A 24,623-nucleotide genomic window follows, 5' to 3' on the forward strand; every position below is an offset into this window, starting at 1 on the left:
GGCAGGTCACACTGGAAACCAGGCCGTAGGTCAGGTCATGTTGACACCTGATCGCGCATCAGTCCCCTTCACTAGGACTGTCGATCGCGTTCGTCACGTTCGGCCTGGTCTTCCCGGCCGTGCTCATAGACTCCCTCGCAGCGATCCGCGAGGCCGTGGTCGGGACCCTCGGCCCCGTCTATCCGGTGACTGTCTCGCAGCTGCTCGTGTTCGTCGTCGTGCTCGCGCTGGTGCCGGTCGGGCGAAAGCGGCTTGGCGGCCCCGACGCGAAGCCGGAGTTCGGCGCCATCTCCTGGGTCGCGATGCTCATGAGTGCCGGGGTCGGGCTCAGCTTCCTGTTCTGGGGTGAGGCCGAGCCCCTCATCCATCTCGCCGCACCGCCGTACGGCGCGACTGATCCCGGGTCTGAGGAAGCTGCCCGCGCCGGAATGCGGTATTCGTACCTGTTCTGGGGACCGCACGCGTGGGGAATCTTCGCCGTCGTCGCGATCGCGATCGGCTACGCAGCCTTCAACCGGGGCAGCGGCATGCTCGTGAGCGCCGCGCTGCGCCCGCTGCTCGGGCGCCTCGTCGACGGATGGCTGGGGAACGTCATCGACACGCTCGCAGTGCTCGCGATCCTGTTCGGCGTCGCCACCTCACTCGGGCTCGGCACCGGTGAGCTCAATGCCGGCCTCGCCGACCAGTTCGGCATTGCTGACTCGTACGGTGTGAAGATCACGATCATCGTGGCCCTGATGACGTTCGCGACGATCTCGGCGATGACCGGGCTGGGGCGTGGGATCCGTATTCTCAGCCTCGCGAACGTCGCCGTCTGCGGCCTGCTCCTCGCGTACGCGTTCGTCACCGGCCCCACGGCGTCGATCCTGTCCACGCTCGGCACGGGCGTGGCGGACTACGTGCGCGCCTTCGTGCCGATGAGCCTCGCGAGCGAGGGTGCGACAGGCGATGCGTGGACGGGGGAGTGGATCCCCTTCTTCTGGGCGTGGTGGATCGGGTGGGCGCCGTTCGTGGGGGCGTTCATCGCGCGAATATCTCGCGGTCGCACGATTCGCAGTGTCGTCGTCGCTGTCGTGCTCGTGCCGAGCCTTGTGAGCGTCGTGTGGTTCTCGGTCTTCGGCGGGACATCGCTCGGGCGCGAGCTCAGTGGCGCCGTGTCAGTGTCCGGCGTGGCCGCTGAGGCCGAATCCGTTGCCACCTTCGCTGTGTTCGACACCCTGCCGCTGACCGGGCTCGCGCTCGTGATTCTCGTGCCGATGCTGGCTCTGCTGTTCATCACCTCCGCAGACTCGGCGTCGTTCATGCTCGGCAGCGCGACGACGGGCGGCAGCTTGAAGCCGCCGCGTCCGGTGCGGATGATGTGGTCGTTCGCGGCGGCCTTCGCAGCCGTCCTGCTCCTCAGCGGGGGCTCGGACAGTCTTCGCGACGCGGCAGTCATCGCTGCCGCGCCTTTCACGGTCATCCTCGTCGGCCTCTGCCTCTCGCTCGTCCCCATGCTGTGGCGGGACCGCGCGGGGGCCGTGAGGAAGAGTTCTGGCTGAGCGGTTCGGTCCAGACGAAGTGGGTCGGGGGAGTCCGGCTCGACGAGCCAGGCGTTGGCAGCCACCGCGGCGCAATCCTCGGCCTCTGCACGGCGACCGCTGAGGGTCTCGACGTGCTGCCGAGGTTCGAGGACGTGAGTGACGGCAGATGGTTCTCCGTGAGGCGACGTGGGGGAGTTCCGCTTCAACGTGTGAGCTCCGGCGTTACCGGGAGTCCTGACAGGGATGAAGTGAGGTGAACCCGGATCTCTGCTAAGAAGGACGTATGGGTGCATGGGGCGTGGGGCCGTTCGACGACGAAGGCGCCGCTGATCTGATCGCCAGCATTCGTCACGACGACGATCTCGCTGTCTCGATCGGAGTCTCGCCGCACCGCATCGACGAGAGGGGAGCCTGCCCGTGGCGGTCGGACCAGCCGTGACAGTCGCGCAGCGATGGGAGACCCGCAGCTTCCTGCCCGTCCTCGTCGACGCCCTCTCCGGCGCCGAGGCGGACGAGGAGGTGCAGCGGTTGGTCGAGGCCTTCGGCGGCGAACCTGCCTCGGTCGCCGAGCACTGCCTGGGGGAGCCTGTGAACCGGGTGCGGAAGCTACGGTTCTCCTCGGGCGGGGAGATCGTGCTGTACGACGGAGCGGTGGTCGGCGCGATCCTTCACGTGGAGCCCACCGCCGGCTGTCCTGGCGTGGTCGACCTCGGTCAGTGGATCGCGGGGGCCACGAATGCTGCGACTCTGGATGAGCTCAAGGCGGCGCTCGAGCTCCCCGTTCGATTCGCCGGCTTCTCCTCCCCGTACGTCGCCGTGGGACACGGGTATGCCTGTTTCCGCTTCATCCGGCGAGACGGCAGCGGTGGGTGGAAGGAGCCGGGGAACCTGGCGAGAATCGTCGTCACGGGAAAGGCGCCTGGTCTCGCAATGCTCGACGGGGATGAGTGCCCGACATGCAGCGACCTGCTGGTGCGCGGTGAGCGTGGGGTCGACGTCGACGCCACCATCGGCCAGCTCGAGGCCGCCGTGTCGTCCCAGGCGATCGCGGAAGATGCTCACTGGGTGACGCTCGGCGACCTGACTGCGATCCATGCGTCCGGCCTGGTGGCTCGGGCCGAGAGTCAGCTGAGGTGCCGAACGTGCAGGCGCGTCATCTGTCTCACGCTGTACCGCGACGGGCCAGCGACGTTCGGCTACCACGTTCGCGACGACGCGATGCTCAGACCGATGGAGCCGATCCCGCCGGTGGAGCAGTGGGGATCGGCCGAACGCATCGCAATGGCTCAGGCAGCGATGCAGTACGTCGACCATGAGCCAGGATGCTGGTTCCTGGTCCGGCAGGGCGATGCCCTCTACTTCGACGCGCGCTACTCCCTCGGCGTTGCTGACGATTCTGCGTTGATAGAGCTGAACGGGGAGGAGCGTGAGGGGTACCGCATCGGTGGGCGCTCGTACCTCGCGGAGCTCGCGAAGCGGATGCAGAGGAGGCCTGCTGGCCGAAGGGGATCGCCGTACTACTCGCGCGACCTGTCCCGGCGCGGAGGTGAGGCCGGCCGCGACTACCGTGGCGAGTTCAGCGCCGCGATCACCGACGACACCTGGCAGGCCGAGCAACGCGCCCGCCGCGCATTGTCGGCGACGTCATCCAGCGTCGAGCCGTCGGCGGCGGACTGGCCCACGACACCGGACTGATCGCCCCCGGGGCCACAGGACATCCGCGCCGCTCGATCCCGCACGACCCACGACAGATGAACGACCGCTGAACTCTCCAGCGTCTCGCCGTGCGCGATGTCTCCTGCTCCGTACTGTTGGAGCATGGACAGCGCGATCGGCCCGACGGGCAGCGCCCTGATCACCGTCACGGTCCTGCTGCTGGCGGCGATGATCCTGGTGTTCGCTGTGATCGCCCTGCACGGAAAGCCGGATCGGAACGTCGCCACGGCGGATCGGCAGGATCTGCGCAGTCTCCTCTGGACGTCGGAGGCGACGTGGGAGGCCGCGCATCGCGCGCACGCTCCCTGGCTGTTCGCGGCCTCGTCCGGCCTGTTCGCCGGAGGCGCGGTCATGATCGTCTCGATGATCGCCCAGGGGCCGGGCGCGGCCGTCCCGATCGTCGTCGCCACGCTGTGCATCGCCCTGTTCTGGACGATCGCATGTTGCATCGCCGCAGGGATCGCCGGGCGTCTCGCCGCAAAGCGGGTCCTGCGGGAGCAGCCGGCGAGCGACTCGACGCAGCGGGCCTGGCTCGACCTGGATCGATAGGCTGGACCGATGACGTGGGTATGGGCAGTCCTCGGGATCATCGTCGCGGCCGTCATCGCCGGTCTCGCGATCGTGTATAGCACGATGCGCCGCGGACTCCGTCGTCAGCTCGCGCTGCAGGCCCGGCAGGCCGCCGAGTTCCCGGACTGGGCGCGCGAGCACGGGTACGCCTACTCGGCGGCCTTCCCGGAATCCGACGTCGAGCGGCTCCGCGGTCTGGGGCCTCTCATGCCGTTCGGTGATTTCGTGTTCGCGCGCGCGGAGCACGTCTTCCGTCGCGTCGAGCACGACAGGGTCCGCTACCTGCTGCAGCTGACTGTCTTCAGCGACCCGGGCCCCGATGCGCTCCCGCGCGGCGCCCTGACCGTCGCGGTGGCCGAAGTCCCGCCCGCCGCGGCGACGGATTCCGAGACCCGGACGCCCGCGGCTTCGCGCGGGCAGGCGAGCGTCCACGCGCGAGGCCGCTGGGTGACGAGCTATCTCGGCGGTCCGCTGACCTTCGCATCGATGGAGACCGCCGAGACGGGGCTCTCCCGCCACCTGCAGAAGGTGTGACAGTGCGATCGAGCACGACTCCGCGTGCGGCCCACTCGCTCGAGCTGCGCTGACGGTGTCCCGAACTAGGCGCGCGTCGTCTCCGCGGACCGACGCTGGGCGGCCTCGCTGTTCGGCGTGAAGAAGTTGAGGAGGTTGCCGTCCGGATCCCGGACAAGCAGCGAGCGGTTTCCCCAGGGCATGTCGGTCGGCGCGTTGACGAACACGTCGACGACGTCCTGAAGATCCTTGTAGGTCGCCTCGACGTCGTCGACGAGGAAGTCCAGGGTGATGCTGCGATTGGCGCGAGCTTCGGCGGCGTCGTCCCCGAGAAGCGGCACCGTGGCGGAGCTGGCGATGGCCAGCGTGCCAGAGGGTGTGCGGAGCTCGGCGAACATCGGGTGGAGCCGGTCGGCGGTGATGCCGGTGGCCGACTCGTAGAACGCGACGAGTGCGTCGACGTCGTCGGTGATGATGCGGGTGGCTGAGAGCTGCATGGCCTTCTTCTCCTGTCGTCGATGTGGCCCACGGGATCGGCCACGGACATCACGGTATGGCGGATACCGGGCGGGAACTGTCCTGTATCTGCGCAACAATGGATGTCATGGCCGATACGACCGCTCGAACGCTGGAGCTGCTCGAGCTCCTGCAGTCCGCGCAGCAGCGCACTGTCGCCGAGCTGGCAGATCGGCTCGGTGTCGACGAGCGGACCATCCGCAGAGATGTGGCGCGGATGGTCGATCTGGGGCTGCCCGTGGAGACGTTGCGGGGGCGCTACGGCGGCTATCGGCTCGCCCCTGGGCAGCGAGTCCTCCCGCTCATGTTCAGCGCCGAGGAGGCCGTCGCGGTCTCTCTCGGGCTCGCCCGCGCGCAGGCGGAATCACGCGAGCCGGAGATCTCCGCGCAGACTGCCCTGTCGAAGATCAGACGAGCGCTGCCGCTTTCTGAAGCGGAGCGGGTCGATGCCCTGCTCGGGGTGATGACGCGTACCTCCCAGCACGGCGAGACTCCTCCTGACCCTGCCGTGATGCTGACCCTGGCGGAGGCCGTCGCACGCCGACAGGGACTCGACCTGCGCTACGTCAGCCGTGACGGTGTCGCGTCCAGGCGTGCGGTTCATCCGTACGGCCTGGTGGCTCACGCGAACAGGTGGTATCTCGTCGCCTTCGATACGGACCAGCAGCAGGAGCGGACGTTCCGGGTCGACAGGGTGCGATCGGCCCGGACTCTGCCCGAGACCTTCACCCCGCCTCGGCTCCCCGACGCGGAAGGGCACCTGCTCGATCTGTTCGCCGATGCCCAGTATCGGTGGCACGTGGTGCTGCGCCTCCGAACGACCGAGGATCACATACGGGTTCACCTGCCGCGGAGCGTGGCCCGGCTCGAGCGAGTGGACCGCGGTGAGGCCGGGATGGGCGAGCGTGGTCTGCCTTGGTTCCGGGCCGAGATCCATGCCGAGAGCCTCGACTGGCTGCCGTCGGTGATCGGGGCTCTCGACTGCGAGGTGACGATCGAGGGGCCGGACGAGCTCCGAGACCGTGTCAGGGCTGCCGCGGCGAGGATGTTGCGCGCGGCGGGCGACGGCATGGGCGCTGTCGCCGACGTCCCGCACTCGTAAAAGGTGACCCGAGCCGCGCTCGCGCGTCCTTCGGGGAGTGCGAAGAGCCTGCGGAGATCCCTGGATCGTAGGATGCCCGAGCGAGGGCGGACGGGCCCTGCCGCGGAAAGATGCCCTGCCGGATCAGGCCGAGAGCCGAATGGACGCAGATTTCGCCTGGGAGGACGAACGGCGAACGCCCTGACGCCCGGCGGTGTCTGGACACCGCTGCAACGGCACTGGAGCGACGAGGTGCGGGCCACCAATGAGGAGAATGCTCGCCAGGCCGAGGCCACGGGGCTGTTCCGCATGAAGTCCCCCGAGCAGGGCGCCGCGACGTCGTTGTTCCTGGCCGCGTCGCCTCAGGTGCGGGGCATCGGAGGGCGCTATTTCGAGGACTGCCATGAGGCCGAGGTCGTCGAGCAGCTCCACGGTCTGGCCGGCGTGCTGCCGCACGCCCTGGATCCCGACACCGCCCGACGGCTCTGGGAGGTCTCGGAGCAGCTGATCGCGACAGCCAGGTCAGGTGCGGCCCTGTGACGTCCGGCGGGAGCCGCGCGCTCGGCCCGCTCGTGTGTGACCGTCGTGCCTTATAGCATCGAACCCATGAAGAAGATCGGCCTGATCGGCGGGATGAGCTGGGAGAGCTCCGCCCTCTATTACCGGCTCTTCGCGGTTCGTGGTGAATGACCCTGCTGTAGCGGGTATTCACGCTACGGTTCTCGCGGCGCTGGCTAACAGGATACGGGTCCGGTAGTTCTCCGCGTTACGGAAGCCGCGACCGGTGCGTTTGATGTTCTTGATGCCGGTGTTCGCTGCCTCGACTCGGGCGGTGGTCGCGCCGGTGACGATGAGGACCTCGATCGCGTCCCACCAGGTCACGACGGTGTCGTAGAGCTTGGTCGCCTCGGGCATGTTCGCGAGCTGGGCGAAGTAGCCCATCCGCATCCGTTCGTCCCAGGCCTGGGCGAGGGTGTCGGTGGCCAGCAAGCGGCGGAGCTGCTCCTTGATGCCCCAGGCGGCCGAGAGCTCGTCGGTGGGGTCATCGGTGCGGAACACCGTCTCCAGGCGGTCCCACGCTTTCGGGGTGAGGGTGTCAGCTCCGCGCAGCAGCAGCATCCGGTGGGCCCAGGCCGGGTCGTCCTTCCGGCCCCGACGACCACGATGAGCGCGGGCGAGACGCTGACGGACGGTGGTGACCATGTCGTTTCCGAGCTTGACGAGGTGGAACTTGTCGACCGAGACCGCAACGCGGGGCAGGTAGGTCCGCAGTGCTTTGCGGAACGCGGCCGAGGGATCGATGGCGACGATCTCGATCCGCTCCCGCCAGAGCTCGGAGCGCTGGGCGAGCCAGTCGCCGACGGCGGTGGAGTCCCGGCCGTCGACGATACCGAGGACCTGCCCGGTGGAGAGGTCGACCAGGGTCGTCATCCAGGGCTCGAACCATCTCCAGGCACCGTCGTCGGTGCGGAACCAGCGCACCGACCGGTAGCGGTGCTCATCGATGCCCAGGCGCGTCACTGACACGTCCTCGGCGGTGGGCAGGACCACGGCGGCAGCCGCCAGCGCGGCCTGGACCAGCCACCACGAGACGCCATGGGCCCGGGCGACTTCCGAGGCTGCCCGGCCAGAGGTGATCACCGCGGAGACGACCTGATCCCGCAGCCGGGTCGTCGAGCGCGCGCGGTGCGGGACCTGGTCGGTCGCTTCCCAGAACGTGCGCCGGGCGCAGGCCGACTCGAGGCAGAACCAGCGCCGCTTGGCCCACACCACCGCCATCGCCCCGGCCACGGGCACGTCTCGCACCTTCTGGGATCGGCGGGAGTGGGCCTTGGTCGCGAGCACCCCGCACGACGGACAGCCCGGCGGCTCGATGGATTCGATCACCACCCGCCGGCCTCCATCGGGCAGGTCGATCGCGTCGATGACGCGGTAGTCGGGCAGGTTGAAGATCGTGCTCGCAGCATCTCGCTGCGAACCCGTATTCTCATGCACAGGCTCGTGGTCCTCTGGGATGTGGCTGTCTAGACAACACCCATCACAGCAGGACCACGGGTCGTTCTACGCCAGCGACGCGACGCTCTCCTTCACCACGAGCCGCGAAGAGCCCTATTACCGCCTGCTCAACCAGCGGGTGCGCGAGCGTCGAGGCGGTCTGCATTCCGCACGCTGCGTCCTCGGATCCGTCGACTTCGCCGACATCGAACGCATGCAGGTGGCGGGGGAGTGGGCGGCGGCCGGCGAGGTGCTCGCGCAGGAGGCGCGTTCGCTCGAGGCCGCCGGTGCGGAGGTCATCGTGCTCTGCACGAACACCATGCACAAGGTCGCCAGCACGATCGAGAACGCGATCAGCGTCCCGTTCCTCCATCTCGTCGACGTGACCGCCGCCGCGATCATCGATGCCGGGCTGTCGACGGTCGTGCTGCTCGGCACTCGATTCACGATGGAGGAGCAGTTCTACCGCGATCGGATGGCGGCGAACGGCGTGCGGACCCTCGTGCCCGATGCGCCCGGACGAGCGGCGGTGCACCGGGTGATCTATGAAGAGCTCGTGCTCGGCATCGTCCGTGACGAGTCGCGCTGCGAGCTCCGGGAGATCGTCGAAGGTCTCGTCGCCGAGGGCGCCGAAGGGGTCATCCTCGGCTGCACCGAGATCGAGCTGCTCCTCGGCGAGGACGACGTCCCCGTGCCGGTGTTCGCATCGACCGCACTGCATGCCGCGGCCGCGGTCGATGCCGCACTTGCGGAACCGCAGTCACTGTCGTGATCAGCAATGCAGTCGATATGCTCGCACACCGCGCCTTGTCCGGGAGCGGTGGCCAACAGGAGGGATGACGATCAGCAGATGACCACATTCGCTGGAGCCGGAGGAAAGGGCAGGGGGAACGCGTTCGTCCTCGAGATGGCGTTCTTGACCGTCGTCGGGTGTGGAGTCGTCGCGACATCGCAGGTCATCGCTCTGTGGATCGTGGGCGGGCACGGAATCCTCGCGAGCCAGACGACTTTCGAGCATATGAAGACCGCGACCAACATCGAAGCGGCGATGCTCGCCTCGGGCCCGATAATGGTGGTGGCGCTGTGCGTGCGTTTCGTGAAGCGAGGCACGAAGAAGGAAGGGGCGTTCGGCCTCATCGTCGATCAGCGGGGCCTGCATCGCACCTTCGAGGATCGTGATGCGCATGTCATCGAGTGGGAGCGCGTGGAGAGCCTCGTGTGGAATCGGTCCACCGGCGAGCTCGAGGTCGGGATCCGCGACACCGGCTCGGGCAGCGGGCCGATTCGCTTCGCGCTCTCCCGGATCCGAGCGAGCAGTCGCCGCATCATCGCTGCCGTCGAGAGGCACAGCGGTCAGAAGGTCGACCGCCACCGGGACCCGGAGCGCGACGCAGTGCGGATCCCGTGGAGGAAGATCTGGATCACGGCCGTGGTGGGTCTCGTCGCGCTCGTGAGTGTGGGCGTCACGTTGCTGACCTGGGGTGAGGGGCTGGCGTCCGGATGGACGGATAATGGGTGGATAGCCGACGCGCTCTCCTCGGTCCTGGGAGGGATGGCGGTGGGGCCGCTCTCGGTCGCCGTGCTGGCGCTGGTGCTGGCATGGGCGCTGTCCCCGACGCCCCGCACTCGTCGGAGGTGACCGGAACGGCACTGGCGTGTCCTTCGGGGAGTGCGCAGAGCCTGCGGAGATCCCTGGACCGTAGGATGCCCGAGCGAGGACGGACGGGCCGTGCCGCGGAAAGGTGTCATGCCGGAACAGTCCGAGAGCCGATTGGACGAGCAGTTCGCCTGGGAGGACGAACGGATCCGTGATCTCGTGGCGAGCCGTCACTGGGCCTCGGTCCTGCCCGGCAGCGACTTCCCCGTGTGGATCCACGCCCCGGGGGCCGACCCGGCGGCGGTGAGTGACGCCCTCGCACGGATCGCCCGCGCGAACGCCGAGGTCGACAGCACCCCGAGGCCCGAGCTCGGCATGATCGCCCGCCTGATCAGCAGTCGGCGACGACGCGAGCACCGGGACAGGCTCGATCAGTGGCGCGCCCCGTACACGCGCGCGTGCGAGCGCGCCCACGGGCTCGTCCGGCCTTTCGGGGAGGAGCACGATCTGGCTTTTGCGGACGTCGTGCTCACGATCGACCCGGCTGCCGAGGCCACGGTCCATGACCTGCTGTGGCGTATGGCCCATCACGATTCGCTGCGCATGCTCACCGACGGCACCGAGCAGAGCGCGGCGCGCGGGGTCTGGCTCGAGCTCGCCCTCTCCTACGAGGAGCGGCACCCCGATGTCGACTTCGAGAGCCCATGGACAGCACCTTCACCGGACTGAGCGCCTTCCCGCTCACCCCCATCACCGACGACGCCGTGGACGAGCGGGCGTTCGTCGGCCTCATCGAGCGGCTCGCCACGGCAGGCGTCGACTCGATCACCGCGCTCGGCTCGACCGGCTCCTACGCCTATCTCACGGCCGCCGAGCGCGCACGGGTCGCGCGACTCGCCGTCGAGCACGCGGGCGGGACACCGGTGTTCGTGGGGGTCGGGGCGCTGCGGACATCGTAGGTGCTGACGCACGTGGAGAGCGCGGAGGCCGCGGGTGCGGCGGGCGTGCTGCTCGGCCCGATCACCTATCAGCCGCTCACCGAGGATGACGTGCTCGGGCTGTTCCGCACCGTCACCGAGCGCACGGAGCTGCCGGTCATCGTCTACGACAACCCCGGCACCACCCGCTTCACCTTCACCACCGAGCTGTATGCGCGCATCGCCGAGCTGCCGGGCATCGCCTCGCTGAAGATCCCCGGCGTCCCCGCCGACCCGACGCGGGCTCGCGCACAGGTCGCGGAGATCCGCGCTGCCGTGCCCGAGCACGTCACGATCGGGGTCTCCGGTGACGCGATGGCCGCGACCGGGCTGAACGCGGGCTGCGACGCCTGGTACTCCGTCCTCGGCGGGACCGTCCCCGGCCCTGCCCTCGCGATCAGCCGGGCCGCGCGGGAAGGGCGTACCGAGGACGCGATGGCCGGGTCCGAGCGCCTCGCCCCGCTGTGGAGCCTGTTCGCGGAGTTCGGTGGCAGTCTGCGCGTGGTCGCCGTGATCGCCGAGCAGCTGGGCCTCGCCCCGGAGAAATGCCTTCCGCTGCCGATCCAGGGCCTCGACGCGGCCCAGCGCGCTCGAGTCGCCGAGGTGGTCGACGAGCTCGGCCTCGAGTGAGTCCCACGCAGAGAGCGGATCTGCGCCCTCGCCGGAAGATGTGGCACACCCTCAGAACAGAGGCCACGGCACCGCCGGCATCTGCCCGCTCGGGGCCGGGAACCGTCCTTCCGCACGCAGTTCGGCGCAGCGCGCGGCGAGCGTTGCGATCTCGTCGGTGCTGAGCAGTTCCCTCAGGTGCTGGCCCAGCTCTCCGTGCAGCCCGTCGCTGACACGGTCGATGCCCTCGCGCTCCTCGGCACTCAATTCGTCTCCCAGCCACCCCCAGAGGATCGTGCGCAGCTTGTGCTCGCGGTGGAAGGTGAGCCCGTGGTCGACGCCGTAGCGATGCCCGTCCGCCATGGCGAGGATGTGGTCGCCCTTGCGATCGGCATTGTTGACGATCATGTCGAACACCGCCATGCGTCGCAGCGCCGGTGAGTCCTCATGAATGAGGGTGATCCTCCGGCCGTCCTGGGCCTCTCCCTCGAGCACGCTTCGCCAGCCCGTCTCAGGGATCTGGTCCGTCGCGACCAGGTCCGCGGCGCGCTGGGAAGGGTCCTGCTCCTGCCAGAGCTGCACCATCCCTTCGCCCAGCGGGCCGTCGCGCAGCCAGGTGCGCGGCACGATGTCCCATCCGAGGGTCTGGGAGATCAGGTGGGCGGCCACCTCGCGGCGAGCCAGGGTGCCGCTGGGGAAGTCCCAGAGCGGGGCCTCGCCCGCCACCGGTTTGTAGACGACCGCTGCGTCACCGATGCGGCCCAGGAACGTCGCGTTGGACGCCGTCGTGAGGCGACCGGTGAGTGTCAGCTCCGCGGTCACCAGGTCCGGCCCGGTCATCAGATCTCGGGAAGGGTGCAGGTATGGCCGTCGGGGTCGATGGGATAGCCGCAGAGCGTGCACAGGGGCCGGCCGGCGTCGACGATCTCCCGGGTGCGCTGGGTGAACGCGCGGGCGGTGCCGACCGGCATCTTCACCCGGAGCATCTCCGACTCCGCCTCGGCGATGCCGTCGAGCGAGTCCTCCTCGGGTGCGTCGTCGTCGGCGGGGAGGGGATGCGCGTCGATGATCACCTGGGCGGTGGTGGGATCCCACCCGATGCCGATGGTCCCGGTGCGGAACTGCTCCTGGACGGCCTCGAGCGGATCGTTGTCGACGAGCTCGACGGGAGTGCTGGTGGGAACGCTGAACCGGTTGCCCTCGAGGGTCCGGAGCTGGTCGAGGATCTCGTCGATCTTCTGCGCGAGCAGTGCCGACTGCTCCTTCTCCAGGGCGACGCTCACGATCTGCGCCCCGGCGCGCGCCTGCAGGTAGAAGGTGCGAGCTCCCGGGGGCCCGACCGTCCCGATGACGACTCGATCCGGCCAGTCGAACTCGTGAACGTGTGCAGGCGCGTCGGTCATGTCCTGATCCTAGGCGTCCGGCCGCCCTCGGTGGGAGTGCCTGCACCGCCCCCCACCGCTGCATCGCCGGAGGGGATGCCCTGAGCGAGCCACGACAGATCGCCGGCGGCGGTGTTGGTCGCGAGGACCCTCGGGCGGCTCGCACCGTAGCTCACGATCGATACGGAGGCGGGCCCCACCTCGAGCCGCTGGAACAGGTCGAGGTGCATGCCGAGCGCGTCGGCCAGGACCGACTTGATGATGTCGCCGTGGCTCACCGCCACCCACACCGCTCCCGGCCCGTGCTCGGACTCCACGGCCGCATCGTGGCGACGGATCGCGGCCACGGACCTGGCCTGCATCCCTGCCATGGACTCACCGCCGGGGAAGGTGACGGCAGAGGGGTGCGACTGCACGACCTGCCACAGATCCTCGGCCGCGAGCTCGCTGAGCGGGCGGCCCTGCCACCGGCCGTAATCACACTCCGTGAGGTCGGGCTCGACCGACGAGGACGGTGCGCCGCTCTGGTGCTCGACGATGGCCCGAGCGGTCTCCGCGCAGCGCTCGAGAGGGCTGGAGACCACTGCGGCCACGGGCACGGCGGCGATCCTGTCCCCGGTCCGCGCCGCCTGGTCCTCTCCGAGATCATCGAGGTGGACGCCGGGAGCCCGTCCGGCCAGCATTCCCGTCGCATTGGCTGTGGTGCGGCCATGCCGCACGAGGAGAACCGTTGCCATCCCCTCAGCCTAACGACGGACGGGGCGTGGGACATCCTGGCCGGTCAAGCACCGCTGCGTGCGGGCCTTCATGCTTCCCAGGGGGAACGCTCTCGGCGAGGGGCATGGTCAGCGATGGGCTACCGCCCACAGGGGGAGAGACGTCGCTGGGTCCGCCACGCGTGAGCGGCTCACCGGCGCGGCAGGCCCACGCCTGCGTCGTTCCCCGCAGCGGAGACCGGCGCGATCACCGCCGCGGACTCACTGCGAGGACCGGCGCGGCGTGAGGTCGGGGCCGAGCGATTCGCGCTCGTCGAAGACGAAGCACTCCCCGTCGTAGTGCGCTTCGCCGACAGCCTCGAAATAACCGAGGATCCCCCCGTCGAGCTGGAGGGCATCGATCCCCTCCTCACGCAGGTGGATCGCGGCCTTCTCGCACCGGATCCCTCCGGTGCAGAAGCTCACCACGGTCTTCCCGTCCAGAGCATCGCGATGCGTGTCGGCTGCGTCGGGGAACTGCGTGAACCTCTCGATGCGCCAGTCGATCGCGCCCTCGAACGTGCCGTAGTCGACCTCGAACGCGTTGCGGGTGTCGAGCATGACGACCTCTCGGCCGTCGTCGTCGTGCCCTTGATCGAGCCAGCGCTTCAGGGTGTGCGGCGTGACCGCCGGGGCGCGCTCCTGGCCAGGGCGGATCGTGGGGTGGTCCATCCGGATGATCTCGCGTTTGAGCTTGACCAGCAGCTTGCGGAACGGCTGCTCCAGCGACCAGCTCTCCTTGGTGGTCAGGGAGGCGAAGCGGGGGTCCCCGCGCAGCGCGCCGGCGAACCCGCGCACGGCCTCCGCCTCGCCGGCGAGGAACATGTTGATGCCCTCCTCCGCGAGGAGGATCGTGCCTTTCAGCCCGGCCGCCCCCGCGCGCTCGCGCAGCACGGGACGCAGCTGCTCACGATCGGTGATCCGGGTGAACAGGTAGGCGGAGATGTTGAGGACGGGTTCCACGCGTCGAGCCTATCGACGCGTGCTCGCGCGGGAGGTCGGGAGCCGACGAGATCACAGCGCGACGCGGGACCTCACGGTCCTCCGCGCCTCGGCGCCACCGTTCCGCCAGGCACGCGATACCGTGCCGCATGACCACCATCGAGCTGACCGGCCGCCTGCTCTGTGAGAACACCGAGCAGGCGGAGGTCGTCCGACGCCACCTGCCCCGACACGTCGAGCTCACCCGCGCCGAGGAGGGCTGCCTCCGCTTCGAGGTCGCGGAGTCGGAGGACCCGCTCGTCTGGACCGTCGCGGAGCTGTTCGCCGACCAGACGGCGTTCGATGCGCATCAGGCGAGGGTGAGGGCCAGCGAGTGGGGCCAGGCCACGACGGCGATCCCGCGGGATTACGTCGTCACCCGGAACGAGGAGCAGCCCGCCCCTGGTTGAGATCGATCCGCTCTACTCTGGATCGTATGGAGACCCCCGGACCTGCAGCGCTCAGCGCCGTGCGGGACGCCTACGGCAGGCGCGCGCAGGAGTACGCCTCCCTCCTCGGGGCCGTGGAGAGCCTCGCCGAGGCGGACATCGCCCTCGTGCGCGAATGGGCACTGGCCATCGAAGGGCCGGTGCACGATGTCGGATGCGGGCCGGGACAGTGGACGCACCTCCTCCGAGGACTAGGAGCCGACGCGCGCGGCATCGACCCTGTGGCCGAGTTCGTCGAGCTGGCCCGTGCGACCTACCCCGGGGAGAGCTTCTCGGTCGGCCGCGCCGAGGCCATCGGTGCTGACGAGGGCACCATCGGCGGGGTGCTCGCCTGGTACTCCCTGATCCACACAGCGCCCGAGAACCTCCCTGACGCGCTGCGCGAGCTCCACCGGATCCTCGCCCCCGGAGGCGGCCTCGCGGTGGGTTTCTTCGAGGGTCCCGACCTGCTGCCCTTCGAGCATGCCGTCACGACCGCCTTCTTCTGGCCCATGGATCGCCTGGTCGGCCGGCTTCACGGTCACCCGCACCGAGACGCGCACCGATCCCGGCTCACGGCGGCACGGAGCGATCCTCGCGCGCCGCGACTGACCCGGGGGTGCCGCCGCCCTCGGAGCCGAGGTGCAGACCGTCGGCCGAGCAGCGCCTGCTCAGGGATAGCCTGGAGCCATGCGCTATGACTCCCTCGGCTCCAGCGGTCTCGTCGTCTCCGCGCTCGGCATCGGATGCAACGCCTTCGGGCGACGGATAGACCAGGACGCGGCCACCGCCGTGGTCCACGCCGCCCTCGATGCGGGCGTGACCTTCTTCGACACCGCGGACGCCTACGGCGTCGGCCAGTCCGAGACGATGCTCGGCAGAGCCCTCGGCGCTCGCCGCGAGGAGGTCGTGATCGCGACCAAGTTCGGCATGGACATGGGGGAGACCTATCCCGGTGCCCGCGCGAACCGGGCCAGCCGTGGCTACATCCTCCGTGCGGTGGAGGGCTCCCTGCGCCGCCTCGGCGCCGACCACATCGATCTCCTCCAGCTCCACACCCCGGACCGCATCACCCCGATGGAGGAGACCCTCGAGACCCTCGGCGGCCTGGTGCGCTCGGGCACGGTCCGCTACATCGGCTGCTCGAACCTCGCCGCCTGGGAGGTCGCCGACGCCGCGCACCTCGCCGATGCCGTCGGCGCCCCCGCCTTCATCACCGCGCAGAACGAGTACTCCCTGTACAACCGCAGCGCCGAGACGGAGCTGGTGCCGGCCCTCGAGCACTTCGGGATGAGCCTGCTGCCCTACTTCCCCCTCGCCTACGGGCTGCTCACCGGCAAGTACTCGAAGGCCGACGGCGCTCCCGAGGGGACCCGCCTCGCTACCGAGACGGCCCGCTTCGACAGCGCCCGCTGGGACGTCGTCGAGGGCTTCCGGGAGCTCGCCGAGCGCACTGGTCGCAGCATGCTCGAGATCGCCCTCGGCGGCCTGCGCGCACAGCCCGCGGTGGATACCATCATCGCCGGGGCGACCCGCCCCGAGCAGGTCGCCGCCAACGCGAGCGCCGTCGCCTGGGAGCCGACGGCCGACGAGCTCGAGGCGATCGACGCCGTCGTCGCCCCCGGCTCGGGCCCCGGCCACTCGACCTTCGCCGCCCCGCGCCGCTGAGCGGACCGGGGCGCAGCGGGACCGGGGGTGGCGTTACCGTGGATCATGACCTTCCCGGATCCGCACACCCCTGAGCTCTCCCTGCGCCCGGACACCGTGACCGTGCAGGCAGGTCGCCCCGCCCGCACCCCCGGTGCACCGGTGAACACTCCGATCACGCTGAGTGCGAAGTACATCCACGACAGCGACCGCCCCTACGGCCGTGACGGCAACGAGGGCTGGGACGCGCTGGAGACCGCGCTCGGCGCGCTCGAGGGCGGGCACGCCATCAGCTTCGCCTCCGGGATGGCGGCCATCGCCGCGGTCGCCGATCTGGTGCCCGTCGGCGGCGTGGTGGTGCTGCCGCCCACCGCCTATCACGGGGTCAGCCACTGGTTCGGGCGCCTCGCGGAGCGCGGCCTGCTCAGCGTGCGCACCGCCGACCCCTCGGACACCGCCGCCGTGCTCGCGGCGGCCGACGGCGCGGATCTGGTGTGGCTCGAGTCGATCGCGAACCCCACCATGGAGGTCGCGGACATCCCCGCGATCGCCGCGGGCGCCCGCGAGAAGGGCGCGCTGATCGCCGTCGATGCGACCTTCGCGACCCCGCTGCGGCAGCGACCGCTCGAGCTCGGCGCAGATCTCGTGGTCCACTCGGCCACCAAGTTCCTCGGCGGCCACTCCGATCTGCTGCTCGGCGTGGTGATCGCCGCGTCGGAGGAGCATGCCCGGAGCATCGCCGGATACCGGCATGACGCGGGCTCCATCCCCGGCGGGATCGAACCGTTCCTCGCCCTGCGCGGGCTGCGCACCCTGGCCGTGCGCCTGGACCGCGCCGAGGCGAACGCGCTCGAGCTGGCACGCCGGCTCTCCCAGCATCCGTCGGTCGCCGCTGTGCACTACCCGGGACTGCCCGGGGACAGCGAGCAGGAGCGCGCGGCCCGAGTGCTGCCGGGCGGCTGCGGGGCGATGGTCTCCTTCGAGACCCTCGGGACGGCGGAGCAGACCGAGCGGGTCCTCGCCGGTCTGCGCCTGTTCGCCCACGCCACCAGCCTCGGCGACGTGGAGAGCTCGATCGAGCGTCGGGCCCGCTGGGCGGGCGATGCCGCCTCCGGCGTGCCCGCCACGCTGTGCCGGATGTCGGTGGGGATCGAGAACGTCGAGGACCTCTGGACGGATCTGGACGAAGGCCTCCGCGGCCTCTCCGGTGCCCCGGGCGCCTGACTATCCTGCTGCCATGGCATCGGGAACCGACACGGCCTGGAGCGCCCTGCGGCAGACGGGGCAGGTCACCCTGCGAGGCGAACCGGCGACCTGGTCACGCGTGACGCGGTGGCTCTTCCTGGTGCTGGGAGGCCTGGTGGGCCTGCTCGCGCTGGCTCCCCTGGTCGTGATCCCGCTCGTGCTGCTCGGGGGAGCGGAGATCAGCCTCGGCATCGTGTTCGGGGTGTTCGGCGTCTACGCCATGCTCGCCGTGCTGGGAGTGCTGCTCGTCCTCGGCTATCGCCGGCAGGTGCGCTACCTCGCGCTCGAACGCCAGCCCGTCATCCTCGATGCGCGCGGTCTCACGCTGCGCGGCGTGGGCCCGATCCCGTGGCATGACGTGGGACCGGCCCAGCATCGCCTGGTGCGTAACGAGAACTCCGACGGATTCGTCCGACGGGCGGTGATGCCGTTGACGGCCGCCGGCCTCGCCGCAGTGAACCAGAGGCTCGCCCCGGAGCTCCGGCCGCGGATCTCACCGGCCACCGGACCGATCTGGAATCGCACCCACCGGCACGTGTACGTCCCCGGCGTGAAGGGTATGAGTCAGGGCGAGGTGATGGGGCTGCTCAACGCCGCGCACCAGCTGTTCCTCGACAGCCCGCCGCGCCAGCGGTGAGCGCGCTGCCGCGGGGGCGGCGGACTCTCAGGACGCGGCGACGTCGGCCCGCGGGCTGAGGTCGGGCGCCAGCGCCTCGCGCTCGTCGAAGACGAAGCACTCGCCGTCGTAGTGCGCTTCGCCGACAGCCTCGAAATAACCGAGGATCCCCCCGTCGAGCTGGAGGGCATCGATCCCCTCCTCACGCAGGTGGATCGCGGCCTTCTCGCACCGGATCCCTCCGGTGCAGAAGCTCACCACCGTCCGGCCCTCGAGAGCCTCGCGGTGGGCGGCGGCGGCCTCGGGGAACTGGGTGAACCGTGCGATGCGCCAGTCCAGCGCCCCCTCGAAGGTGCCGTAGTCCACCTCGAAGGCGTTGCGCGTATCGAGCATGACGACCTCGCGGCCCTCGTCGTCGTGCCCCTGGTCCAGCCAGCGCTTGAGGGTGCGCGGGGCGACTGCCGGCGCTCGCTCCTCGAGCGGTCGGATCGTGGGGTGGTCCATGCGGATGATCTCGCGCTTGAGCTTGACCAGCATCTTCCCGAACGGCTGCTGGGCGGACCAGCTCTCCTTCGTGGTCAGCGCGGCGAATCTCGGCTCCTCGCGCAGCTGCTCGACGAAGCCGCGCACGGCGCCCGCCTCGCCCGCGAGGAACATGTTGATGCCCTCCTCCGCGAGGAGGATCGTGCCCTTGAGGCCCGCGGCGTCCGCGCGCTCGCGCAGCACGGGGCGCAGCTGCTCACGATCGGTGATCGGCGTGAACAGATAGGCGGCGATGTTGAGGACGGGTTCCACGGGGGCGAGCCTACCGAAGCGCAGCTGCGGAGGCTGTGGGCGGGGCCTGGATCCGGCGCGGTGCGAGACCTAGGCTTGATATGTCTTGATCTCAAGATATCCAGTGGCAGGAGCGGAAGGAAGATTAATGCAGATGAGACTCCACCACGTGCAGGTGTCCATGCCCCGCGGCGAGGAGGACGAGGCGCGACGCTTCTACGGGGAAGCCCTCGGACTGCAGGAGGTCCAGAAGCCGCCGGACCTCGCCGGCCGCGGCGGGTGCTGGTTCCGGGCTCTCGACGGCGAGCTCGTCACCGCGGAGATCCACCTCGGCGTCGAGGACCCGTTCCGCCCGGCGAACAAGGCCCACCCCGGGCTGGTCTGCGACAGCCTCGACCAGCTGGAGCAGGTGGCCCGGCGCATCGCGCGCGGCGGGTATGAGCTCTCCTGGGCGGAGCGGGACACCTTCGAGGGATACCTGCGGTTCCATGCGCGCGACGGCTTCGGGAACCGCATCGAGGTGATGACGCCGGTCAGGTGAGCATCCGCGCTGAGATGATGGGATGGTGAGCGTGCAGGCAGTGCCCACCCACACCTCAGGAGATCCCGTCATGAACTTCACCGTCCACCTCTCCGGTGAGATCCACTCCGACTGGCGCGAGGAGATCCGCCGCGGCATCGAGGCCGCCGGCCTGGACATCACCTTCACCGCCCCTGTGACCGATCACCCCGCGAGCGACGCGGCCGGCGACCACCTGGGCGAGAACGACAGTCAGTTCTGGCGCGACCACCAGTCCGCCAAGGTCAACGCCATCCGCACCCGCACCCAGATCGAGCGGGCGGACCTCGTGGTGGTGCGCTTCGGCGACAAGTACAAGCAGTGGAACGCCGCCTTCGACGCCGGCTTCGCCGCAGCGCTCGGCACGCCCTACATCACGCTCCACGACGCCGACCTCATCCACCCGCTCAAGGAGGTCGACGCCGAGGCGAAGGCCTGGTGCACCACCACCGATCAGGTGGTCGAGACCCTCCGTTACGTGCTGAAGGCATGATCATGCCGGTGCCCGAGGAGCTCATGGCGCTGGAGCGCCGCGGCTGGGACGACTACTAGCTGACCGAGGCACGGCTGGTGCCCGTCGGCACTGACGCCGCCGCGCTCATCTACCTCGCCGTCGCGAGATGCGGCGCCGAAGAGCCCTTCCGCGTCCTGGTGTCGAGCACCTGCGTGGACACGGACGGCGCCGCACGGCTCGCTCTCTACCAGCAGACCTGGGCGAGAGAGCTCACTACGATGTGTGTATGAGTCAGCATCCCCACGGGTCTCCCGCCTCGACACGCGCCGAGGAGCTCCGGCGTACCCAGCAGAAGCGGCAGCAGCGTGCGCTGATCGGATTCGCCGTGGCCGAGGGATTCGTCCTCGCCATCGCCGTGATCGTCGTGTACGTCCTGCAGCTGGTCGAGCCCGTGGTGGGCGTCTGGCTGCTGGTGGCGATCGCCCTCGTCGGCGGCGGCCTGCTCAGCACCTACCTCGTGATGTCAATGCGTCGCCACCAGCGTGAGCTCACCGCGCTGACCGGGGACTGACCGGCCCGCACAGCGGCGCTCACGCCGAGCGGAGCTCGCCGAGCGGCGCGGCGAGCTCGTTGAACCCGGGGCGGATGGCGCAGTGTGATCCTCTGCGGGGTCCGCCGCCCGGGCGAGACAGCAGACCGAGAACTTTCCTAGGCTCGACGGATCATGGTCGCCGACTCGCATACGCCGGCCGACGCCGTGCGCGAGTCCCGACTCGCCCGGCGTCCCGGCACCGACGGCGAACGGAGCCTGTTCGAGCGGCTCACCTCCGCCCCGGTGCTCACCGTCGCGCTGGTGCTCTTCACCATCCTCGCCGCCGGGGTGCTGCAGGATCTCGACCTGTTCCTGGCCAAGAGATGGCTGTACCGGCTGGACCCCTCGCTGATCCCGTTCGCGCAGAACGTGCTGGACCGGGTGGCGAGCCAGATCGTGTGCGTCCCGATCCTGGCGGCGGTCGCGATCGTGCTCGCCCGGCGTCGACGCTCCTGGCGGCCGATCCTCATCGCGGTGCGCGCCGAGGCCGCTTTCGTGGTCGGCATCGGATCGATGAAGGTGCTGATGGCACGGGGCGTGACCTATGAGCGCGACCCCGAGTTCATGGAGGCCGGGCTGCTGGAGATGGGCACCAAGGGGATCAGCTTCCCCTCGGGCCATGCCTCGGAGGCGGTGCTCATCTACGGTGCGGCGGTCTATCTGATCGCCCAGTACAGCGGAGCCTCCCGCCGCCTCGTGCGGGGCCTGCAGTGGGCCGTCGTGCTGATCTGCGTGAACTCCGTGACCGTGTCCTTCCTGCTGGGCTGGCACTGGATGACCGATCTGATCGGCGGGCTGCTCGCCGGAGGGCTGTTCCTGCGCCTGATCGTCGACTGGGACCGGCGCGCACGGCGCCGACGGGACGAGGCCGCAGAGCGCACCGGGATCGCCACGGACATCGAGGCGGAGCCGCGCCCCGAGAGGACGCCCCGTGCCCCCGCCCCGACGGGCGTCACCGGCAAGGGACGGCCACCGGCTGCTCCCGCCGAGCCGCCGGCCGAGCATCTCCTCGTCGGTCAGCACCGCGCGCCGCAGCGCCGCGAGATCCGCACGGGGGAAGGCGCCCCGCGACGCCCCCTCCTGCGCTGACCCACCGGCGAGTCAGGAGACCCCGGCGCGCTGATCAGGGTCGGATGGCCCGCTCCGCGCTGTCGTGACCGGCCCTCAGATGCGCGACGGCAGAGAGCCGCAGCGGCTCGAGGCGGCCCGGCGACTGCGCGCTGAGCACCTTCCCGCTCACGCCCACATGGTCTCCGCCGTCGTCGAGCAGGGTGATCCGTTCCAGCAGCAGCCGATGCGGGCACGCGCCGAGCAGCGGGACGCCCGCGACACCGAGGTCGACGTCGAGACCCGAGAACTTGTCGGTATCCATCCCGGAGCGGGTCCCGAACAGCTCCGCGAGAGCGATGTCATGGACGCTGAGGAGATGGACGGCGAAATGAGAAGCGCGCAGTCCCACCCGGTAGGTGTGGATCGCCTTCGACAGACGCACCGCGTAGTGCGCCGGGAGGACGCTCGACTGGGCGTGGAAGCCGACCAGGCATCCCGCCGGCTCGCCCTCCACAGCGGTGGTGACCACGATCATCGCGGGATCCGCCGCGCTCATCAGAGCGGTGAAGTCCCCGTCAACCATCGGCGCTGCCCCCGGCGGGAACGGACTCGTAGCGCAGGAACACGGTGTCCTCCTCGACCATGGCTCCCCGGAGCGCGAAGCGGCTCAGGCCGGCCCCGGGCGGGGTGACGCTGACGGGCAGGGGATCGCCGCCCATGAGCGGGGAGAGTGTCAGACAGAGCTCGTCGAGACGGTCCGACGCCACGAGCTCGCCGAGCCAGCGCGGACCGCCCTCGCACAGCACGACTCGGTGCCCGCGCTCGGCGAGGGCGCGCAGCGCGGTGGCGGGGTCCACCCGCCCCTGCCCTGCGATCAGCACCGTGGCCACCTCGCGTGCCGTCTCCAGCCGCTGCGGGTCCACCGCGGCACAGGTGATCAGCAGGGTGCGTGCCTCCTCGTGGGCGCGGACGAAGACGCTGGAGGACAGGTCCAGGTCGAGGCTCCGGCTGACCACCGCGACCGGCGGGACGGGGGAGAGCCCGCGCTGACGGCGAAGTGCGCGCGCCCGCTCCGACAGACGGATCGGCGCGTATCCCTCCCGGCGCACGGTCTCCGCGCCGATCAGCACCACGTCGGCGCTCTGGCGCATGCGCCGGAACAGCGACTGATCAGGAGCGGTGGACAGAGCGCCGACTCGTCCGTCGATGGCGGCCGTGCCGTCGAGACCTGCGACCATGTGCCCGGTCACCCAGCATTCGTGGCGTGGGTGGGAGCGATCCACGTCGAGATAGGGCTGGAGGGGGTCGGGAACCTGTGCGCCGTGCTCGAGGAGTTCCATCTCTGCACCCTACGCGTGACTACGAGGCGCTCACCGGCCAGGCGTTCGGGACGCATCCCTGCAGCTCCATCGACTGCTGCAGCATCACTGGCGCCGGATCGCCGTCACCGGTGCATTCGACGTGGCCATGGCCCAGGAAGTGCCCCACCTCGTGATTGACCAGATAGGCGCGGTACTCCGCGAGGTCGGTGTAGGTGGGGGTCGCGTGCAGCCAGCGATCGGAGTTCAGCGCCACCTCGCTGCCGATCCGGCAGCTCCAGATGCCGCCGGTCCGCGCGGGCAGGCACAGCAGATCGACCGTGGGCGGCGATCCCAGGGAGATCGTGAACTCGGCGTCCTCCGCGGAGCCCACCTGCTGGAAGACGACGTCCTCGACGTCCTGCCAGCCGCGCGGATCGGCGAGGACCCGTGCGATCTCCTCCGCGGCCTCGCCCGCTCCGATCCCGATGCCGTCCTCGACCCGCACCGCATAGGTGTGGACCGTCGCGCCCTCCGGAACCTCCGCCTCCGCGGCCGGAGCGAACTGCCAGGTGCCCTCGCCCACGGTGCCGCTGCGCACCATCTCCGTCTGCTCCGCAGAGGTCTCACCCTCCGTCTCCGGGGTGCTGCTCGCCTGCTCCGGAGCAGCAGGCTCCGCCGACGGAGCGGGGGAGGCGCTCTCGGGACCGGGCGACGTCGATGCAGGGGCCGGGTCGGCGCTCGCCGCATCGCCTCCGAGGGAGCGCACGAGCGAGATCAGGGCGATCACCAGCAGCACTGCGAGCACGAGCACCAGGAGCGAGCGCACCAGCCGGCCACGGCGCGTCAATCGCAGTCGGGGACGCGGGGCGGTGGGCTGTGACACATGCCCACGGTAGAGGAGTGTGCGCCGTGGACTCCGCAGAAACGCGGGACCAGGGAAGCGTTCTCCTCCCGTCGTAGCCTGGTGGGATGAGTGCACGGTTCGTCGGCATCGACCTCGCCGCCCAGGCCCGCGGCACCGGTGTGGCCGTGCTCGCGGAGGATCTCGAGGGGGTGCGGATCGAGCGGGCGGTGCGCGGCGCGGAGGACGAGCACCTGCTCGAGGTGCTCGAGGGGGCGCTGAAGGTCGGGGTGGACGTGCCGCTGGGATGGCCGCGCGGGTTCGTGGAGCTGCTGGGTGCGCATGCGGCAGGAGAGCTGCCCGCCCCCGAGTCCACCGGGGGTGCGTGGCGGCGCGGCCTCGCGATGCGAGCCACCGACCTCGCGGTCCATGAGCGCACCGGGCTCACGCCGCTGAGCGTCTCCACGGACAGGATCGCCCACCCCGCGCTGCGCTGGGCGGGGATCGAGGCGAGGCTGCGGGTTCTCGGGGTCGATGTCTCGCGCGATGGCTCCGGGGTGCTGTGCGAGGTGTACCCGGCCGCTGCCCTGCGGCAGTGGGGGCTGCCGCATCGAGGCTACAAGGGTGCCCGCCACGCCGCCGCCCGCGCCGCGCTGCTCACAGCGCTCGAGGAGGCGCTGCCGTGGCTGGACTGGAACGGGCATCGCGCCGTCTGCGAGGCCCACGACGATGCTCTCGACGCGGTGCTCGCCGCGCTCGTGGCGCGGGAGGTCGAGGCGGGCCGCGCCGTCGGCCCATCCTCACGGGAGCGCGAGCTCGCGCTCCAGGAGGGATGGATCTGGTTGCCGCGCCCGGGAGATCTGCCCCGCGGCCCCGGGTCCGCCATGGGCTGAGCAGCGAC

The 24,623-nt window shown here is 70.2% G+C and carries 31 protein-coding genes and 1 pseudogene; 22 read left to right on the forward strand and 10 right to left on the reverse strand.

The window, feature by feature from the left end; translation table 11 throughout:
• Positions 1-77: 77 nt before the first annotated feature.
• The 5 genes from BN4251_RS06065 to BN4251_RS06085 all read left to right on the forward strand — a co-directional run bounded on the left by BN4251_RS06065 (position 78) and on the right by BN4251_RS06085 (position 4,343).
• Positions 78-1,541 carry a BCCT family transporter gene (locus tag BN4251_RS06065; RefSeq protein WP_281255307.1) on the forward strand — a complete coding sequence of 488 codons (1,464 nt, stop codon included), beginning with the start codon at positions 78-80 and terminating at the stop codon, positions 1,539-1,541.
• Between the two features lie 265 nt (positions 1,542-1,806).
• A complete protein-coding gene (locus BN4251_RS06070; protein ID WP_087484219.1) occupies positions 1,807-1,962 on the forward strand; it encodes a DUF4259 domain-containing protein in 156 nt (51 codons plus the stop codon).
• An 89-nt stretch (positions 1,963-2,051) separates the two neighbouring features.
• On the forward strand, positions 2,052-3,218 hold the full coding sequence (locus BN4251_RS06075; protein WP_140398397.1) for a hypothetical protein: 1,167 nt from the start codon (positions 2,052-2,054) through the stop codon (positions 3,216-3,218).
• A 123-nt stretch (positions 3,219-3,341) separates the two neighbouring features.
• Complete coding sequence (locus tag BN4251_RS06080) at positions 3,342-3,788, forward strand: SdpI family protein (RefSeq protein WP_087484221.1); 447 nt, start codon at positions 3,342-3,344, stop codon at positions 3,786-3,788.
• Between the two features lie 9 nt (positions 3,789-3,797).
• Complete coding sequence (locus BN4251_RS06085) at positions 3,798-4,343, forward strand: hypothetical protein (RefSeq protein WP_087484222.1); 546 nt, start codon at positions 3,798-3,800, stop codon at positions 4,341-4,343.
• A gap of 65 nt (positions 4,344-4,408) precedes the next feature.
• Here BN4251_RS06085 and BN4251_RS06090 read toward each other — a convergent pair whose 3' ends face one another.
• Positions 4,409-4,819, reverse strand: coding sequence for a VOC family protein (locus BN4251_RS06090; RefSeq protein ID WP_087484223.1), 411 nt, complete (start codon positions 4,817-4,819; stop codon positions 4,409-4,411).
• A 56-nt stretch (positions 4,820-4,875) separates the two neighbouring features.
• On the opposite strand from BN4251_RS06090, the gene BN4251_RS06095 reads away from it, so the two are divergent.
• Both BN4251_RS06095 and BN4251_RS06100 read left to right on the forward strand, forming a co-directional pair.
• Positions 4,876-5,940 (forward strand): helix-turn-helix transcriptional regulator, encoded by a 1,065-nt coding sequence (locus BN4251_RS06095; RefSeq protein ID WP_245810224.1) that lies wholly within the window; start codon positions 4,876-4,878, stop codon positions 5,938-5,940.
• Positions 5,941-6,171: 231 nt separating this feature from the next.
• A complete protein-coding gene (locus tag BN4251_RS06100; protein ID WP_087484225.1) occupies positions 6,172-6,459 on the forward strand; it encodes an SDR family NAD(P)-dependent oxidoreductase in 288 nt (95 codons plus the stop codon).
• Positions 6,460-6,627: 168 nt separating this feature from the next.
• On the opposite strand, the gene BN4251_RS06105 is transcribed toward BN4251_RS06100, so the two are convergent.
• Complete coding sequence (locus tag BN4251_RS06105) at positions 6,628-7,914, reverse strand: ISL3 family transposase (protein WP_087484226.1); 1,287 nt, start codon at positions 7,912-7,914, stop codon at positions 6,628-6,630.
• A gap of 19 nt (positions 7,915-7,933) precedes the next feature.
• Here BN4251_RS06105 and BN4251_RS06110 point away from each other — a divergent pair, with 19 nt between their 5' ends.
• From BN4251_RS06110 to BN4251_RS06125, 4 genes and pseudogenes are all read left to right on the forward strand, one after another.
• The gene (locus tag BN4251_RS06110; protein WP_087484227.1) at positions 7,934-8,686 is read left to right on the forward strand and encodes an aspartate/glutamate racemase family protein; all 753 of its coding nucleotides are present in this window, start codon (positions 7,934-7,936) and stop codon (positions 8,684-8,686) included.
• Between the two features lie 246 nt (positions 8,687-8,932).
• Positions 8,933-9,553, forward strand: a complete 621-nt coding sequence (locus tag BN4251_RS06115) for a hypothetical protein (RefSeq protein ID WP_140398398.1) — start codon at positions 8,933-8,935, stop codon at positions 9,551-9,553.
• Between the two features lie 108 nt (positions 9,554-9,661).
• The gene (locus BN4251_RS06120; RefSeq protein ID WP_087484229.1) at positions 9,662-10,240 is read left to right on the forward strand and encodes a hypothetical protein; all 579 of its coding nucleotides are present in this window, start codon (positions 9,662-9,664) and stop codon (positions 10,238-10,240) included.
• Positions 10,216-11,118: pseudogene (locus BN4251_RS06125) on the forward strand (dihydrodipicolinate synthase family protein). The gene BN4251_RS06120 and the pseudogene BN4251_RS06125 overlap by 25 nt, the downstream one beginning before the upstream one ends.
• A 51-nt stretch (positions 11,119-11,169) precedes the next feature.
• On the opposite strand, the gene BN4251_RS06130 reads toward BN4251_RS06125, so the two are convergent.
• From BN4251_RS06130 to BN4251_RS06145, 4 genes are all read right to left on the reverse strand, one after another.
• On the reverse strand, positions 11,170-11,937 hold the full coding sequence (locus tag BN4251_RS06130; protein WP_087484230.1) for an SCO1664 family protein: 768 nt from the start codon (positions 11,935-11,937) through the stop codon (positions 11,170-11,172).
• Positions 11,937-12,500, reverse strand: coding sequence for a DUF3090 domain-containing protein (locus BN4251_RS06135; RefSeq protein ID WP_087484231.1), 564 nt, complete (start codon positions 12,498-12,500; stop codon positions 11,937-11,939). The genes BN4251_RS06130 and BN4251_RS06135 overlap by 1 nt, the downstream gene beginning before the upstream one ends.
• The gene (locus tag BN4251_RS06140) at positions 12,497-13,216 is read right to left on the reverse strand and encodes an MSMEG_4193 family putative phosphomutase (protein WP_170931850.1); all 720 of its coding nucleotides are present in this window, start codon (positions 13,214-13,216) and stop codon (positions 12,497-12,499) included. Before BN4251_RS06140 ends, BN4251_RS06135 begins: the two co-directional genes overlap by 4 nt.
• A gap of 240 nt (positions 13,217-13,456) precedes the next feature.
• A complete protein-coding gene (locus tag BN4251_RS06145) occupies positions 13,457-14,197 on the reverse strand; it encodes a sulfurtransferase (RefSeq protein ID WP_087484232.1) in 741 nt (246 codons plus the stop codon).
• A 128-nt stretch (positions 14,198-14,325) separates the two neighbouring features.
• On the opposite strand from BN4251_RS06145, the gene BN4251_RS06150 reads away from it, so the two are divergent.
• Genes BN4251_RS06150 through BN4251_RS06170 form a run of 5 tightly spaced genes read left to right on the forward strand, consistent with a single transcriptional unit; the run spans position 14,326 to position 18,172 of the window.
• A complete protein-coding gene (locus tag BN4251_RS06150) occupies positions 14,326-14,625 on the forward strand; it encodes a putative quinol monooxygenase (RefSeq protein ID WP_087484233.1) in 300 nt (99 codons plus the stop codon).
• Between the two features lie 26 nt (positions 14,626-14,651).
• On the forward strand, positions 14,652-15,344 hold the full coding sequence (locus BN4251_RS06155) for a class I SAM-dependent methyltransferase (RefSeq protein WP_245810225.1): 693 nt from the start codon (positions 14,652-14,654) through the stop codon (positions 15,342-15,344).
• Positions 15,334-16,311, forward strand: coding sequence for an aldo/keto reductase (locus BN4251_RS06160; protein ID WP_087484234.1), 978 nt, complete (start codon positions 15,334-15,336; stop codon positions 16,309-16,311). The genes BN4251_RS06155 and BN4251_RS06160 overlap by 11 nt, the downstream gene beginning before the upstream one ends.
• Positions 16,312-16,356: 45 nt before the next feature.
• Positions 16,357-17,514 (forward strand): trans-sulfuration enzyme family protein, encoded by a 1,158-nt coding sequence (locus BN4251_RS06165; protein ID WP_087484235.1) that lies wholly within the window; start codon positions 16,357-16,359, stop codon positions 17,512-17,514.
• 13 nt (positions 17,515-17,527) lie between these two features.
• A complete protein-coding gene (locus BN4251_RS06170; protein ID WP_087484236.1) occupies positions 17,528-18,172 on the forward strand; it encodes a hypothetical protein in 645 nt (214 codons plus the stop codon).
• Positions 18,173-18,199: 27 nt separating this feature from the next.
• Here BN4251_RS06170 and BN4251_RS06175 read toward each other — a convergent pair whose 3' ends face one another.
• The gene (locus BN4251_RS06175) at positions 18,200-18,946 is read right to left on the reverse strand and encodes a sulfurtransferase (protein ID WP_087484237.1); all 747 of its coding nucleotides are present in this window, start codon (positions 18,944-18,946) and stop codon (positions 18,200-18,202) included.
• Between the two features lie 133 nt (positions 18,947-19,079).
• Between BN4251_RS06175 and BN4251_RS06180 the strand changes: the two genes are divergently transcribed.
• The 5 genes from BN4251_RS06180 (at position 19,080) to BN4251_RS06195 (ending at position 21,619) form a co-directional block, all read left to right on the forward strand.
• Entirely contained in the window at positions 19,080-19,466 is a 387-nt protein-coding gene (locus tag BN4251_RS06180) for a VOC family protein (RefSeq protein WP_087484345.1), read from the forward strand.
• A gap of 70 nt (positions 19,467-19,536) precedes the next feature.
• Complete coding sequence (locus BN4251_RS06185; RefSeq protein ID WP_087484346.1) at positions 19,537-19,977, forward strand: YtoQ family protein; 441 nt, start codon at positions 19,537-19,539, stop codon at positions 19,975-19,977.
• 77 nt (positions 19,978-20,054) lie between these two features.
• The gene (locus tag BN4251_RS18240; RefSeq protein ID WP_170931851.1) at positions 20,055-20,228 is read left to right on the forward strand and encodes a hypothetical protein; all 174 of its coding nucleotides are present in this window, start codon (positions 20,055-20,057) and stop codon (positions 20,226-20,228) included.
• A complete protein-coding gene (locus BN4251_RS06190; RefSeq protein ID WP_087484238.1) occupies positions 20,225-20,509 on the forward strand; it encodes a hypothetical protein in 285 nt (94 codons plus the stop codon). Before BN4251_RS18240 ends, BN4251_RS06190 begins: the two co-directional genes overlap by 4 nt.
• A 153-nt stretch (positions 20,510-20,662) precedes the next feature.
• Positions 20,663-21,619, forward strand: coding sequence for a phosphatase PAP2 family protein (locus tag BN4251_RS06195; protein ID WP_087484239.1), 957 nt, complete (start codon positions 20,663-20,665; stop codon positions 21,617-21,619).
• Between the two features lie 34 nt (positions 21,620-21,653).
• On the opposite strand, the gene BN4251_RS06200 is transcribed toward BN4251_RS06195, so the two are convergent.
• From BN4251_RS06200 to BN4251_RS06210, 3 genes are read right to left on the reverse strand one after another with little or no spacing between them, the layout of a single operon-like run.
• Positions 21,654-22,163: a flavin reductase family protein gene (locus BN4251_RS06200; RefSeq protein WP_087484240.1), complete on the reverse strand. Its 510-nt coding sequence runs from the start codon at positions 22,161-22,163 to the stop codon at positions 21,654-21,656.
• The gene (locus BN4251_RS06205; protein WP_087484241.1) at positions 22,156-22,920 is read right to left on the reverse strand and encodes a dihydrofolate reductase family protein; all 765 of its coding nucleotides are present in this window, start codon (positions 22,918-22,920) and stop codon (positions 22,156-22,158) included. Before BN4251_RS06205 ends, BN4251_RS06200 begins: the two co-directional genes overlap by 8 nt.
• 19 nt (positions 22,921-22,939) lie before the next feature.
• Positions 22,940-23,764, reverse strand: a complete 825-nt coding sequence (locus BN4251_RS06210; protein WP_140398399.1) for a DUF3152 domain-containing protein — start codon at positions 23,762-23,764, stop codon at positions 22,940-22,942.
• Positions 23,765-23,850: 86 nt separating this feature from the next.
• On the opposite strand from BN4251_RS06210, the gene BN4251_RS06215 reads away from it, so the two are divergent.
• Positions 23,851-24,615, forward strand: a complete 765-nt coding sequence (locus BN4251_RS06215; RefSeq protein WP_087484243.1) for a DUF429 domain-containing protein — start codon at positions 23,851-23,853, stop codon at positions 24,613-24,615.
• The last annotated feature ends 8 nt before the right edge of the window (positions 24,616-24,623 follow it).

The sequence above is a fragment of the Brachybacterium massiliense genome (assembly GCF_900184245.1).
Classification (GTDB): domain Bacteria; phylum Actinomycetota; class Actinomycetes; order Actinomycetales; family Dermabacteraceae; genus Brachybacterium; species Brachybacterium massiliense.

What these genes read in the sequence shown, in the direction of transcription:
- BN4251_RS06070 (WP_087484219.1), top strand. Translation starts at nt 1,807, where the DNA reads ATGGGTGCATGGGGCGTGGGGCCGTTCGACGACGAAGGCGCCGCTGAT.
- BN4251_RS06080 (WP_087484221.1), top strand. Translation starts at nt 3,342, where the DNA reads ATGGACAGCGCGATCGGCCCGACGGGCAGCGCCCTGATCACCGTCACG.
- BN4251_RS06085 (WP_087484222.1), top strand. Translation starts at nt 3,798, where the DNA reads ATGACGTGGGTATGGGCAGTCCTCGGGATCATCGTCGCGGCCGTCATC.
- BN4251_RS06090 (WP_087484223.1), bottom strand. Translation starts at nt 4,819, where the DNA reads ATGCAGCTCTCAGCCACCCGCATCATCACCGACGACGTCGACGCACTC.
- BN4251_RS06095 (WP_245810224.1), top strand. Translation starts at nt 4,876, where the DNA reads ATGGCGGATACCGGGCGGGAACTGTCCTGTATCTGCGCAACAATGGAT.
- BN4251_RS06110 (WP_087484227.1), top strand. Translation starts at nt 7,934, where the DNA reads ATGTGGCTGTCTAGACAACACCCATCACAGCAGGACCACGGGTCGTTC.
- BN4251_RS06115 (WP_140398398.1), top strand. Translation starts at nt 8,933, where the DNA reads ATGAAGACCGCGACCAACATCGAAGCGGCGATGCTCGCCTCGGGCCCG.
- BN4251_RS06120 (WP_087484229.1), top strand. Translation starts at nt 9,662, where the DNA reads ATGCCGGAACAGTCCGAGAGCCGATTGGACGAGCAGTTCGCCTGGGAG.
- BN4251_RS06130 (WP_087484230.1), bottom strand. Translation starts at nt 11,937, where the DNA reads ATGACCGGGCCGGACCTGGTGACCGCGGAGCTGACACTCACCGGTCGC.
- BN4251_RS06135 (WP_087484231.1), bottom strand. Translation starts at nt 12,500, where the DNA reads ATGACCGACGCGCCTGCACACGTTCACGAGTTCGACTGGCCGGATCGA.
- BN4251_RS06140 (WP_170931850.1), bottom strand. Translation starts at nt 13,216, where the DNA reads ATGGCAACGGTTCTCCTCGTGCGGCATGGCCGCACCACAGCCAATGCG.
- BN4251_RS06150 (WP_087484233.1), top strand. Translation starts at nt 14,326, where the DNA reads ATGACCACCATCGAGCTGACCGGCCGCCTGCTCTGTGAGAACACCGAG.
- BN4251_RS06155 (WP_245810225.1), top strand. Translation starts at nt 14,652, where the DNA reads ATGGAGACCCCCGGACCTGCAGCGCTCAGCGCCGTGCGGGACGCCTAC.
- BN4251_RS06160 (WP_087484234.1), top strand. Translation starts at nt 15,334, where the DNA reads ATGCGCTATGACTCCCTCGGCTCCAGCGGTCTCGTCGTCTCCGCGCTC.
- BN4251_RS06165 (WP_087484235.1), top strand. Translation starts at nt 16,357, where the DNA reads ATGACCTTCCCGGATCCGCACACCCCTGAGCTCTCCCTGCGCCCGGAC.
- BN4251_RS06170 (WP_087484236.1), top strand. Translation starts at nt 17,528, where the DNA reads ATGGCATCGGGAACCGACACGGCCTGGAGCGCCCTGCGGCAGACGGGG.
- BN4251_RS06180 (WP_087484345.1), top strand. Translation starts at nt 19,080, where the DNA reads ATGAGACTCCACCACGTGCAGGTGTCCATGCCCCGCGGCGAGGAGGAC.
- BN4251_RS06185 (WP_087484346.1), top strand. Translation starts at nt 19,537, where the DNA reads ATGAACTTCACCGTCCACCTCTCCGGTGAGATCCACTCCGACTGGCGC.
- BN4251_RS06190 (WP_087484238.1), top strand. Translation starts at nt 20,225, where the DNA reads ATGAGTCAGCATCCCCACGGGTCTCCCGCCTCGACACGCGCCGAGGAG.
- BN4251_RS06195 (WP_087484239.1), top strand. Translation starts at nt 20,663, where the DNA reads ATGGTCGCCGACTCGCATACGCCGGCCGACGCCGTGCGCGAGTCCCGA.
- BN4251_RS06200 (WP_087484240.1), bottom strand. Translation starts at nt 22,163, where the DNA reads ATGGTTGACGGGGACTTCACCGCTCTGATGAGCGCGGCGGATCCCGCG.
- BN4251_RS06205 (WP_087484241.1), bottom strand. Translation starts at nt 22,920, where the DNA reads ATGGAACTCCTCGAGCACGGCGCACAGGTTCCCGACCCCCTCCAGCCC.
- BN4251_RS06215 (WP_087484243.1), top strand. Translation starts at nt 23,851, where the DNA reads ATGAGTGCACGGTTCGTCGGCATCGACCTCGCCGCCCAGGCCCGCGGC.